At 37.2% G+C, this 12,015-nt stretch carries 11 protein-coding genes; 4 read left to right on the top strand and 7 right to left on the bottom strand.

Going from position 1 to position 12,015, the window contains the following annotated elements; all coding sequences use genetic code 11:
- Positions 1-91: 91 nt before the first annotated feature.
- The 6 genes from FC46_RS05330 to sufC are packed head-to-tail and all read right to left on the bottom strand — an operon-like array spanning position 92 to position 5,535.
- The gene (locus FC46_RS05330; RefSeq protein WP_057798596.1) at positions 92-409 is read right to left on the bottom strand and encodes a metal-sulfur cluster assembly factor; all 318 of its coding nucleotides are present in this window, start codon (positions 407-409) and stop codon (positions 92-94) included.
- Entirely contained in the window at positions 409-1,812 is a 1,404-nt protein-coding gene (gene sufB / locus FC46_RS05325; protein WP_057798595.1) for a Fe-S cluster assembly protein SufB, read from the bottom strand. The genes FC46_RS05330 and sufB overlap by 1 nt, the downstream gene beginning before the upstream one ends.
- Positions 1,805-2,263, bottom strand: a complete 459-nt coding sequence (gene sufU / locus FC46_RS05320) for a Fe-S cluster assembly sulfur transfer protein SufU (protein ID WP_057798594.1) — start codon at positions 2,261-2,263, stop codon at positions 1,805-1,807. The genes sufB and sufU overlap by 8 nt, the downstream gene beginning before the upstream one ends.
- On the bottom strand, positions 2,250-3,482 hold the full coding sequence (locus FC46_RS05315; protein WP_057798592.1) for a cysteine desulfurase: 1,233 nt from the start codon (positions 3,480-3,482) through the stop codon (positions 2,250-2,252). Before FC46_RS05315 ends, sufU begins: the two co-directional genes overlap by 14 nt.
- Positions 3,448-4,731, bottom strand: coding sequence for a Fe-S cluster assembly protein SufD (gene sufD, locus FC46_RS05310; protein ID WP_057798591.1), 1,284 nt, complete (start codon positions 4,729-4,731; stop codon positions 3,448-3,450). The genes FC46_RS05315 and sufD overlap by 35 nt, the downstream gene beginning before the upstream one ends.
- Positions 4,732-4,740: 9 nt before the next feature.
- A complete protein-coding gene (gene sufC / locus FC46_RS05305; protein WP_057798590.1) occupies positions 4,741-5,535 on the bottom strand; it encodes a Fe-S cluster assembly ATPase SufC in 795 nt (264 codons plus the stop codon).
- Between the two features lie 329 nt (positions 5,536-5,864).
- Between sufC and FC46_RS05300 the strand changes: the two genes are divergently transcribed.
- The 4 genes from FC46_RS05300 (at position 5,865) to FC46_RS05285 (ending at position 10,656) form a co-directional block, all read left to right on the top strand.
- Positions 5,865-6,953 (top strand): BMP family lipoprotein, encoded by a 1,089-nt coding sequence (locus FC46_RS05300; protein WP_057798589.1) that lies wholly within the window; start codon positions 5,865-5,867, stop codon positions 6,951-6,953.
- Positions 6,954-7,023: 70 nt separating this feature from the next.
- Positions 7,024-8,544 (top strand): ABC transporter ATP-binding protein, encoded by a 1,521-nt coding sequence (locus FC46_RS05295; RefSeq protein ID WP_057798587.1) that lies wholly within the window; start codon positions 7,024-7,026, stop codon positions 8,542-8,544.
- Between the two features lies 1 nt (position 8,545).
- Positions 8,546-9,700 carry an ABC transporter permease gene (locus tag FC46_RS05290; RefSeq protein WP_057798585.1) on the top strand — a complete coding sequence of 385 codons (1,155 nt, stop codon included), beginning with the start codon at positions 8,546-8,548 and terminating at the stop codon, positions 9,698-9,700.
- The gene (locus FC46_RS05285; RefSeq protein WP_057798583.1) at positions 9,700-10,656 is read left to right on the top strand and encodes an ABC transporter permease; all 957 of its coding nucleotides are present in this window, start codon (positions 9,700-9,702) and stop codon (positions 10,654-10,656) included. The genes FC46_RS05290 and FC46_RS05285 overlap by 1 nt, the downstream gene beginning before the upstream one ends.
- Before the next feature lie 71 nt (positions 10,657-10,727).
- Here FC46_RS05285 and FC46_RS05280 read toward each other — a convergent pair whose 3' ends face one another.
- Positions 10,728-12,014 carry a sensor histidine kinase gene (locus FC46_RS05280; protein WP_057798581.1) on the bottom strand — a complete coding sequence of 429 codons (1,287 nt, stop codon included), beginning with the start codon at positions 12,012-12,014 and terminating at the stop codon, positions 10,728-10,730.
- Position 12,015: the final 1 nt, after the last annotated feature.

Genomic DNA, 12,015 nt, shown 5'->3' with positions numbered 1-12,015 from the left:
AAAATCTTGCAGTGTGAAATACTTATAACCTTGGTAAATCGATTCGTTTTACCTATAGAAAAACGGATCTGATTTCTCAAATCCGTTCATCTTAATGTATTCCCAATGTCAATCTAACAATTCGGCTCATCTTATCCGGCGTCCATTGTGGATACCATACTAAGTCGATCTTACAATTTTCAATTCCATCAACTGCTGTCACTGCCTGAGTGATGTCATCATGTAAAATTTCTGTCAATGGACATCTCATGATCGTTAAGGTCATCTTGATTTCAGCCGTTTTTCCATCAACTTGCACGCCGTAGATTAATCCAAGGTCTACTAGATCAACCTTTAATTCAGGATCAATTACTTTTTTCAATGAGTCAAAAACTTCTTTTTCTTTCGGACTTAAATTATTCTCATCCATTAGCCGATTGCACCTTCCATTTGGAAACTGATCAAGCGATTTAATTCAACTGCGTATTCCATCGGTAATTGCTTAGTAAAAGGTTCAACAAAGCCCATGATGATCATTTCAGTCGCCTTTCTCTCAGGAATACCGCGACTTTCTAAGTAATACAATTCTTCTTCAGAAATCTTAGAGACAGTAGCTTCATGTTCCATTGCAACGTTAGAATTCTTAATTGAATTGGTGGGAATCGTATCTGAAGAAGACATATCATCCATAATGATAGTATCACATTCAACGTAGGCTTTAGAGCCACTAGAGTTTTCACCAAAGTTAACAGTTCCGCGATAGTCGGTTGAACCGCCGCCCTTAGCAATTGACTTTGACACAATTGAACTTGAAGTATTAGGCGCATTATGGAGCATTCTTGATCCTGAATCTTGGTGAATCCCTTTGTGTGCTACCGCAATTGATAGCATTGTCCCGCGAGCACCTTCGCCATTTAAGTAAACACTTGGATACTTCATCGTCACTTTTGCACCAAGATTGCCATCAACCCATTCCATTGTGGCATGAGCATCGGCAGCTGCTTTTTTAGTTTCCAAACTATAAACATTATCAGACCAGTTCTGAATTGTCGTGTAGCGGCAGTAAGCATCCTTTAATACATTAACTTCTACACCAGCTGCATGAAGTGAGTCAGAAGAATACTGCGGTGCAGTACAACCTTCTACATAATCAAGGTGAGCATCTTCATCAACAATAATTAAAGTACGTTCAAACTGACCTGAATTTTCCGCATTCAATCTGAAGTAAGCCTGAATTGGAGTCTTCACCTTAACGCCTTTAGGCACATAGATAAAGGATCCTCCTGACCATACAGCGCAATTTAATGCGGCAAATTTATTATCAGTTGGTTTAACTAGCTTACCAAAATATTTTTTAAATAGTTCTGGATATTCCTTTAGAGCAGTATCAGTATCAGTAAAAATAATACCTTGCTTGTCCAGTTCTTTCTTCATATTATGGTAAACCATTTCTGATTCATATTGCGCACCAGATCCCGCCAAGTATTTACGTTCTGCTTCAGGAACACCTAAGCGCTCAAAAGTTTCCTTGATTTCATCAGGGACATCATCCCAATCCCGGTACTTTTTCTTAGTATATTTTTGATAATACAACATGTTATCGAGATCCAGTGGTGATAAGTCTGGACCAAAATCTGGAAAGGGCATTTTCTTATATATTTCATAAGCTTTAAGCCGATAATCCAGCATCCATTCTGGTTCATTTTTTTCAGCAGAAATTTGTCTAACAACTTCTTCAGTTAACCCGCGACCGGTTGAATATTCTGGCTTGATATCATCGTGAAAACCATATTGATATTCTTCATCTTTAACAATATCTTCTGCTTTAGTCATTTTCTTGTCCTTTCTTAAGAAGAGCTTGTTCTAGCGCCCACCAAGAGATTGTTGCGCATTTTATTCTTGCTGGAAACTGCATAACTTGCGTTAAAACAGCTGCATCTCCTAGCATTTCCAGAGCTTTATCATCAACTTCTTTACCAATTGATAAATCCGAAAAAAATTTCGTCATCTCTAATGCTTCATCAATTGTCTTACCCTTTACAGCAACTGTCATCATGCTGGCTGAAGCCTGGCTAATTGTACAACCCGATCCAGTGAAGGCTACATCATCAATCTTTGTTTGATCAGAATTTAGTTTAATAAAAACATTAATCGTATCACCGCAGCTTGGGTTATGAACTGTCTCAGTTTGATCAGCATTTTCAATTTTATGATTATTACGAGGATGGCTAGCATAATCTAATACTAATGTTTGATAAAGTGAACGTAAATTATTTAATCCCATCAAAAAATTCCTTTGTAGTTTTAATTGCTTGAATTAATTGATCAATATCGTGCTCATTATTATAGATAGAAAAACTTGCGCGAATAGTTGATTCCACCCCAAGATAATTCATTAATGGCTGAGCGCAGTGGTGTCCAGCTCTGACTTCGACTCCTTGCTGATCTAAAAATGTAGCTACGTCGTGGGGATGCAAGTCAGCTACGTTAAAAGCAATCACTCCAGTATGATTATCTTTTGGTCCATAAATCGTAATATAATCCAAATTTGCAAACTTTGACAGAAGATAATTGACTAATCCCTGTTCGTGTTTGTAAATTTCTGCTAAACCGACAGAGTTAACGAATGAAATTGCGGCACCTAACCCGATAACTCCGGCAATATTAGGCGTACCAGCTTCAAATTTTTGAGGAAGCTCAGCCCAAGTCGCATTTTGCTCAGTTACTTGACTAATCATTTCTCCGCCGTAGCGATAAGGCCGCATCTTTTCCAATAAATCTTTCTTACCATATAAAACGCCAACGCCATTAGGTGCAAACATTTTATGTCCTGAAAAAGCATAAAAATCCGCATTTAAAGCCTGCACATCAACCTTAAAATGACCAACAGCTTGAGCTCCATCAACTACAACCACAGCATCATATTTATGTGCTAAATCGGCAATTTCTTTAACCGGATTAACACAACCTAAAACATTTGAGCATTGAGCAAGCGCAACAATTTTTGTTTTGCTGCTTATCTTTCTTTTAGCATCTTCCAAATCCAAATCTTGTTGTTCACTCAAGTAAATATACTTCAAAACTGCCTTTTTTCGCTTAGCAAGTTGTTGCCAGGGTAATAGATTAGAATGATGTTCCATAATCGTAACGACAATTTCGTCACCTTCGTGGATATTTTCCTCACCATAGGTTGCTGCAATCAGGTTTAAGCTATCAGTACATCCCGAAGTAAAAATTACTTCTTGACTACTTTGAGCATTGATAAACGCAGCAGTTTTATTTCGAACGTCTTCATAAGCACTTGTCGCAAGATATCCCAGCGTATCAACACTACGGTGCACATTTGCGTAAGAATTGTAGTAAAACTCTTCAAATTTATTAAGAACACAATCAGGCATTTGACTTGTAGCTGCACTATCTAAATAGGTGATAGATTTTCCATTTATCTTTTTATTTAACAGCGGAAAACTATCCCTGATGGTCATAATATTCATTTTGTCCAATGATCAACTTTCTTTCTAAAAGTTTTAACATCCTATCTCTTACATTTCCTTTAGAAATTGAACCAAGAACCGCATCCAAAAAACCATGAATAACCATTCTCTCAGCTTGTCTAAATGGGATCCCACGACTCATTAAATAGTCCAACTGAATTTGATCAACCGGCCCAACACTTGCGGCATGAGCAGCAATCACATCATTTTCATCGATTAACAAAAGCGGATTAGCGTCACCTTGAGCATGATCTGACATCATTAAAACTCGATTTTGTTGATCAGCTTTTGATCCATGGGCACCATGAATAATTTGACCAATACCATTAAAAATTAATTTGGAATTCTCAAGTAAAACTCCACGTTGATTAATTAGACCAGTCGAATGCGGACCACGATTGATAACTCGATTATTGACAACTAACTTTTGATTACCAGTAGTAACAGCGATCGCTTTAGAATTTGCGTAGCTACCTTCACCAATTAATTCCGAAGCTAAATCTCCTATTGTGTTGTCGTTATTCATAAAAGCTACATTCCATTCAATATGGGCATCACGACCAACGCTAGCGCGACGATTAAAGAAGACAAGCGTGCCTAGTTCTGTTTCATCTAAGGCTGAAAAACTAATATTTGCTCCATCTTCAACCACCACTTCAACCACAAGGTTAATAAGATTACGTTCACCCACACTTGATGATAATTGTTGAATGAAATTTAATTTACTACGCTTACCTACAACAATTAAAATATGTGAAATCATTGGCATTGAAGTAGCCATCAATTCAGTATTTTGAATAATATTCGCTTCAATTGGTGTATCAATTTCAACATCATCAGGAACGTAGAGGAAGGCACCAGTATTCATATATGCCTGATTATAGGCTGATAACTTATCTTCATTGTAAGGAGTAACTGTATTGAGATATTTTTTTACTAAATCCGGATATTTCTTCATTGCAGTAAACAGATCAGTAAGAATTACACCTTTAGCTATCAAATCAGCATCTAAGCGGACAAAGCTTTCTTGATTTACTTGATTAATGACATTACTTTCTTCGTTAAGATAATCAATTGTATTTTTTTGATTAGTAAATTGCAATTTTCTTTCACTGACTAATGGAAGGTCATCATATTTAAACCGTTGCATGTCAGGTAATGGTAACTTGTCAATTAAGTCAGCTGCCGAAATTCTGTTATCAGTAAACCAGGTCGGCTCGCCGTGCTCCCGACTGACTTGTCTTAAATCATCAATCATTTAACTCACCTAGTCCTCATCAACCAACTTAATATCCAAGCCTAATTCATCACGCAAACCAGCGTATCCTTCATTTTCAAGTCGCTTAGCAAGTTCTGGTCCACCATCTTTAACCACTTTTCCACCCATCATAACGTGAACTACATCAGGAACTATGTAATTAAGTAAACGCTGATAGTGTGTGATCATGAGCGCTCCAAAATTTGCACCTCGCATTGCATTTACACCGCGAGATACCACCCGTAAAGCATCAATATCAAGCCCAGAGTCAATTTCGTCTAGAATTCCAAAGCTCGGCTTAATCATTAACATTTGTAAGATTTCATTTCTTTTTCTTTCACCGCCTGAAAAGCCTTGGTTCAAATATCTCTCGGTCATTGATTCATTCATATCCAATAGATCTAAATTCTTATCAAGTTCTTGAATAAAGTCCATCATCGGAATTGGGTTATCTTTTGGACGGCGAGCATTAATTGCAGCACGTAAAAATTCTGCATTAGTTACACCTGGTACTTCTGCAGGGTATTGCATTGCTAAGAACAGACCCTTTCTTGCACGTTCATCAATTGGCATGCCTACAAGGTTTTCTCCATTAAGCAGAATCTCACCTTCAGTTACTTTATATTTTGGATTTCCCATAATAGTTTCAGACAAAGTTGATTTACCAGTACCGTTAGGTCCCATGATGGCGTGAATTTCGCCAGTTTTCATCGATAAATTCACACCATTTAAAATTTTTTTATAAGTTTTCTTTTCTTGATCTTTGACTTCAACATGTAAGTTTTTGATTTCTAAAGTTGCCATAACGCTCTCTAACTTTCTTTTTAAATCTACATTGTCTAATTTACCCCCAAAAATAAAAAAATTTAAGTCTTGACATTTGTATCTCAGATAAAAATTATACAACATCTAGTAGTTATGTTATTTTTGCATCCACAAGATATTGCAGGCTGCCTTTACATAATACAACATCCGTATCGTTCAGTTATTTTAACTTCTGGATCTTAATTCGTGTTATGTAAAAGTTGGTATATAGTTTTGTATTATTTCAAATATGCACTTGTCAAAATCCGAATGTACTGCTAAGATAATATCAAATAGTTCGCAAGTTTGTTTCTGGAGGAAAAATATAGATGAACTCAAAGTTTAAGAAGATTTTGTCAATTAGCGCGGTTGTAACTATGGCAGGTTTAGCCCTCACCGCTTGTTCCGGTAAAAAACAAGGTGGTGCAGCTACTAACTCTGATAGTAAACACGGAGTGGCATTAATCACTGACGAAAATGGTGTTGACGACCACTCATTTAACCAAGCTGCTTGGGCAGGTTTTAAAGCTTACGGTAAAGAACACGGCCTAAAACAAGGTAAAGGCGGTTATCAATACTTCCAATCAAGTAACGCTTCAGACTTTGCTCCTAACTTTGATCAAGCAGCCAGCGCTGGTTATCAAACAATCTTCGGGGTCGGTTACCAATTGCAACAAGCTGTCCAAACCGCAGCCAAGAAAAACCCTAAAAAGAATTTCGTTATTATCGATAGTGTAATTAAGGGACAAAAAAATGTTGCTTCTGTTACATTCGAAAGTAACGAAGCTTCATACCTTGGTGGTTTAGCTGCAGCTTATTCAACTAAGACTAACAAAGTTGGCTTCATCGGTGGTGCTAAATCATCAATTATCGATTTATTTGAAGCTGGCTTTAAGCAAGGGGTTGCGGATGGTGCTAAACAATTGAACAAGAAAATAAGTGTTCAAACTCAATACATTGGTAACTTCACTTCAACTGATAAAGCTAAATCAATTGCACAATCAATGTATGCAAACAAAGCTGATATCATCTACCAAGCTGCTGGTAATGCAGGTAACGGCGTATTCCAGGAAGCAAAGGACTACAACCAGACTCGTCCAGTAAACAAAAAAGTTTGGGTAATCGGCGTTGACGTTGATCAAGCTAACTTAGGTAACTACACTGCTAAAGGTGGTAAAAAATCCAACTTCACTTTAACTTCTGTTTTGAAAGGTTTAAACGTTGCCACAAAGAACATCTCAAACGATGCTTACAATGGTAAGTTCCCAGGCGGTAAGCATTTAGTTTACAGCTTAAAGGGTAACGGGGTTTCAATCACTCGCGGCAATCTTGACTCAAAGGCTTGGGCAGCAATTCAAAAAGCTCGCACCCAAATCATTGACGGCAAAATTAAGGTTGCTACTGCTCCAAGTAAATAATTTTTTAAATTAGTTTTGAAGAAACTCTTCGTCTGATTGCGGAGAGTTTTTTTATAGAAGGAAGAAATATATGACAGAAAAGATCATTGAAATGAAGCACATTGTTAAAGATTTCAATGGCTTCAAAGCAAATAATGATATTAATCTATCGTTGAATAAAGGTGAAATTTTAGCACTTCTTGGTGAAAACGGTGCTGGTAAATCAACCTTGATGAGTATTCTTTCAGGTTTACTTCAACCTACTTCTGGTGAAATCAAAGTCAATGGTAAAAGTGTAGCAATTAAAGATGCTACTGCAGCCAAAAATCTACGCATTGGAATGGTTCACCAACACTTCATGCTCGCCCACTCTTTCACTGTTTTAGAAAACATCATTCTAGGACATGAAACTACCAGAGGACCAGTTTTAGACCTAAAAACAGCTAAAGAACAAGTTATGAAATTATCTGAGCACTACGGCTTAGCTATCGATCCTAATGCCAAAGTGTCTGATATTTCCGTAGCTCAGCAACAAAGAGTGGAAATTTTGAAAGTCCTCTACCGCGGGGCTGACATCTTGATTTTCGATGAACCAACCGCTGTTTTAACTCCTCAAGAAATCACTGAGTTTATCAAGATTTTAAAAAATTTGGCAAAAGAAGGTAAATCCATCATCTTAATTACCCATAAGTTGGAAGAAATTAAGGCAGTTGCAGATCGTGTAACTGTTATCCGCGCAGGTCAAGACGTAGGAACATTCGATGTTGACCAGGTTTCTGATGAGAAATTAGCAGAATTAATGGTGGGCCACCATGTTCAAATGAATCTACATAAGCCTAAAGTTAAAGTTGGAAAAACTATTCTAAATGTCCAAGATCTAAAAGTTAAAGAAAAACGTGGCAACTTGGTTGTTAAAGGATTATCTTTTCAGATCAAAGCTGGAGAAATCCTAGGAATTGCTGGAATCGATGGTAACGGTCAAGATGAACTGGTTGAAGCAATTACCGGTTTAAGAAAGGTAGATGCAGGTGCTGTTCTAATCAAGAATCAAGATATGACCAATCAACCAGTTAGAAAAATCACAGAAATGGGCGTTTCAAGTATTCCTGCTGACCGCCAAAAATTCGGTTTGATTTTGCAATTATCCCTAGCAGATAATTTGGCTTTGCAGACTTATTACAAAGAGCCTTTCTCCAAACATGGCATTATGAACTTTAAGAATATTCATCAACATGCCAAAAAATTGATTAAAAAATTCGATATCCGAACAACTGATGAAAATTTGGCAACTGGAGAATTATCCGGTGGTAATCAGCAAAAAGTCATCATCGCTCGTGAACTAGATCGAAACAGTGACTTGATTATTGCTTTCCAACCTACTAGAGGCCTCGATGTTGGTGCAATTGAGTATATTCATAAGCAATTATTGAAAGAACGGGAAGCTGGCAAAGCTATTTTATTAATTTCTTACGAATTAGATGAAATTATGCAATTATCTGATCGCATTTTGGTGCTTCACGATGGAAAAGAATCTGGTGAAGTTACTCCAGAAACAACTAACGAAACTGAATTAGGACTTTTGATGACAGGAATAAAGAAAGAAGGTCAATAGATTGATTAAAGTTAGTAAAAAAACAAAAGATATTCTAGTACCAATTGTTTCTGTAATCGCTGGTTTCCTTGTTGGTGCTTTGATCATGTTAATTTGGAGCTACAATCCAATTGAAGGTTATCTCTCCATGTTCCAAAGTGCATTAGGCAACATGAATGGAATTGGTGAAACTATTCGTGAAGCAACCCCACTCATTTTTACTGCAATTGGTTTTGCCATTGCTTCTAATGCTGGTTTCTTCAATATTGGTTTACCAGGTCAAGCACAAGCAGGTTGGCTAACTTCAATCTGGTTTGTCCTAGCCCACCCTAATATGCCCAAGATCATCTTACTTCCACTAGCAATCATCCTGGGAGCCGTTGCCGGGGCCGTTGTTGCCGGAATTGCCGGGGTCTTAAGAGCGTACTTCGGTACAAACGAAGTTATTACTACAATCATGTTAAATTACATCGTGCTTTATTCATGCCAATACTTAATGCAACAAGTAATGTCTTCTAAATTGCGCGTTGACACTGATACTACTAAGAATATCTCTGCTAACGGAAGCTTGAAGATTGACTGGCTCAGCTCCATGTTTGGTGATTCAAGAATCAATGCCGGAATTTTTTTGGCTTTGATTGCAGCTGTCATATATTGGTTCTTGATGAAAAAAACAACTGTTGGTTTTGAAATAAAAGCTGTTGGTCTTAACCCATTTGCTAGTCGTTATGCAGGGATGTCTTCCAAAAAGAACATCATCTTATCTATGGTTCTTTCAGGTGGTTTTGCAGGAATCGGTGGCGTTATTCAAGGATTGGGTACTTACCAGAACTACTTCACTCAGACTACTAGCTTGAGCATTGGCTGGGATGGATTATCGGTTGCCTTATTAGGTAGCTGCACTGCTGGTGGTATTTTGATTGCATCTTTACTTTTCTCAATTTTGAAAATTGGTGGTTTGGGAATGCAAACTGTGGCCGGTGTGCCTTATGAAATCGTAGAAATTGTTATCGCAGCTATTATCTTCTTCGTTGCCATCAACTACGTAATCGGTCTCTTATTCAAGGTTAAAAAGAATTACGAAAATCAACACCCACTTAAAAAAGGTGAGCAAATCGGTCCTAACAACAGTGTCGATGGACCTGGAATCAAAATTCCTAGAAAGGATCAAATCTAATGGATATCACTGCAATGCTAGCATTAATTGTTTCTTCGACTCTTGTGTATTCCGCTCCTCTAATTTTCACTTCATTAGGTGGCGTATACAGCGAAAATTCAGGAATTGTAAATATTGGACTTGAAGGAATTATGACGATGGGGGCATTCTCTTCAATCGTCTTCAATTTAACTTTTGCTTCTACTTTTGGTAAAGCAACTCCATGGCTCGGCGCGTTAGTCGGTGGTGTTGTTGGATTGATCTTTTCCCTTCTACATGCCGTAGCCACAATCAATTTCCACGCTGATCATATTATTAGTGGAACGGTTTTGAATATTATGGCCCCACCATTGGGAGTATTCCTAATTAAGGCCATTTATGATAAAGGTCAAACTGAAAATATCTCTGCCAATTTTGGTTACTATAGCTTCCCAGGTCTTGCAAACATTCCATTTATAGGACCTATCTTTTTTAAAAATACTTCTGCTCCAGCTTGGGTTGCAATTATTCTAGCAATTTTTTTAGCTTGGGTATTATATAAAACACGCTTTGGCTTAAGACTCCGCTCTGCTGGTGAAAATCCTCAAGCAGCTGATACTATGGGAGTTAACGTTTACAAGATGCGTTATGCTGGTGTTCTTATTTCCGGTTTCCTAGGAGGAATCGGTGGAGCTGTGTTTGCAGAAGCTATTTCAGGTAACTTTTCTGTTTCAACGATTGTTGGACAAGGTTTCATGGCTTTAGCTGCAGTCATTTTTGGTAAATGGAATCCGATTGGTGCCATGCTTTCCTCATTATTCTTTGGTTTTGCTCAGAGTTTGAGTATCATCGGTAACCAAATACCAGTTATCTCAAATATTCCAAACGTCTACATGCAGATTGCACCTTATGTTATTACTATTATCGTTTTAGTCGTATTCTTAGGTAAATCTGTCGCTCCAGCAGCAGACGGTATAAATTATATTAAAACAAAGTAATTATCACTTCCCCTTCAACTGAAGGGGATTTTTTGTATAGAAAAATCGCTCAAAATTGAGCGATTCTGTATCTATTTTGCAATTTTCAATGTCACAATAAAGCTTATCATCTGAGTGTTATTATCATAATTAACATCAATTTTACCATTAAAGGCAGTCACGATATCTTTAGCCATCGATAATCCAATTCCAAATCCCGACTTCTTATTATTGTGCGATTCATCTTCACGGTAAAAACGCTCAAAGAAGTGATTATAGTCAATTTTTTTGTCATTTTTGAAACTGTTACTTACTTTTAAAATTACATTTCTGTTCAAAGTGCTGCGATGCAAGTCAACTACAACTTTTCCATTCTCCAAACAATATTTATGTGCATTATCAAGTAAGATATTGACAACTTCACCAAGTGATCGTTTCTCTGCCATTACACTCAAATTTGGTTGAATGTTAATCTGATAATCGAGATTGTCGCTTTTCATCATCGAAGAGAAACTCTTAGAATTTTCTTCAGTTAATTCAGAAAAGTTAACTTTTGCTAACACCAAATCGCCATGCTCTCCAATCCTTGACATTGAAATCAATTGATTAATTAAGTCAGTCAAGCGCTTGGTCTGTTGCTTAGTACTTTCTGTCCATTCAGACTTGTTCCCTAGCATTTCTTCCATTTCGGTATTAGCAGAAATGATCGCTAAAGGCGTCTTTAATTCATGTCCAGCATTAGTTATGAATTCTCTTTGCTTTTTATAAGCTGCCGCAATTGGCTTAATCGCTTTATTTGATAAAAATCCTAAGATTAAAGCAAAGATAATCAAAGTTCCAACTCCTAAAAGAGTTGACATTCTAAGCAAGTACCAACTTCTAGCATAGATCAAGGAAGTGTTCAAGAAGATAATCATGCGTTGACCATTAGGATTGGTTGCTATTTCATACTTATAAAAACTTCCAGCTAGACGAATCTGGTTATTTCTTCTATTTTTTTCTAAAACTTCTTGTGCAGCCTGCTTCTTTTGCTTAGTTGATAAACGATAATTTTTTTGCCCCTTCATCACTTGGAGATTTTTCCCGTCCCCATCCAGATCCATCACAGTAAAGTAACGATATTGATAGACCGACTCAGGATTACCTTGACCCGGACTAAAATTTCTAGACAATGGATTATTGCGATTGCCAACCACTTTCCCAGAATTACTCGGCGTCAGCTGTTCATTATTCGTGACCAAGATATCCATGACGCGATTTCTTTCCCTAGTTGCCTGATTAAAATTAACAATCACTAATAATCCTAAGCAAAAGATTAATACTATTGCTAAACACGCCGTAGAAAGCATGATAAACTTTCGACGAACTTTTTGAATCATT

Source organism: Lactobacillus kalixensis DSM 16043 (assembly GCF_001434335.1).
Taxonomy (GTDB): Bacteria; Bacillota; Bacilli; order Lactobacillales; family Lactobacillaceae; genus Lactobacillus; species Lactobacillus kalixensis.
This window is presented reverse-complemented; position numbering and strand designations above follow the sequence as displayed.

Excerpts from the sequence above, each read along its gene's own strand:
- FC46_RS05330 (WP_057798596.1), bottom strand. The coding sequence starts at position 409 with ATGGATGAGAATAATTTAAGTCCGAAAGAAAAAGAAGTTTTTGACTCA.
- sufB (WP_057798595.1), bottom strand. The coding sequence starts at position 1,812 with ATGACTAAAGCAGAAGATATTGTTAAAGATGAAGAATATCAATATGGT.
- sufU (WP_057798594.1), bottom strand. The coding sequence starts at position 2,263 with ATGGGATTAAATAATTTACGTTCACTTTATCAAACATTAGTATTAGAT.
- sufD (WP_057798591.1), bottom strand. The coding sequence starts at position 4,731 with ATGATTGATGATTTAAGACAAGTCAGTCGGGAGCACGGCGAGCCGACC.
- sufC (WP_057798590.1), bottom strand. The coding sequence starts at position 5,535 with ATGGCAACTTTAGAAATCAAAAACTTACATGTTGAAGTCAAAGATCAA.
- FC46_RS05300 (WP_057798589.1), top strand. The coding sequence starts at position 5,865 with ATGAACTCAAAGTTTAAGAAGATTTTGTCAATTAGCGCGGTTGTAACT.
- FC46_RS05295 (WP_057798587.1), top strand. The coding sequence starts at position 7,024 with ATGACAGAAAAGATCATTGAAATGAAGCACATTGTTAAAGATTTCAAT.
- FC46_RS05285 (WP_057798583.1), top strand. The coding sequence starts at position 9,700 with ATGGATATCACTGCAATGCTAGCATTAATTGTTTCTTCGACTCTTGTG.
- FC46_RS05280 (WP_057798581.1), bottom strand. The coding sequence starts at position 12,014 with ATGATTCAAAAAGTTCGTCGAAAGTTTATCATGCTTTCTACGGCGTGT.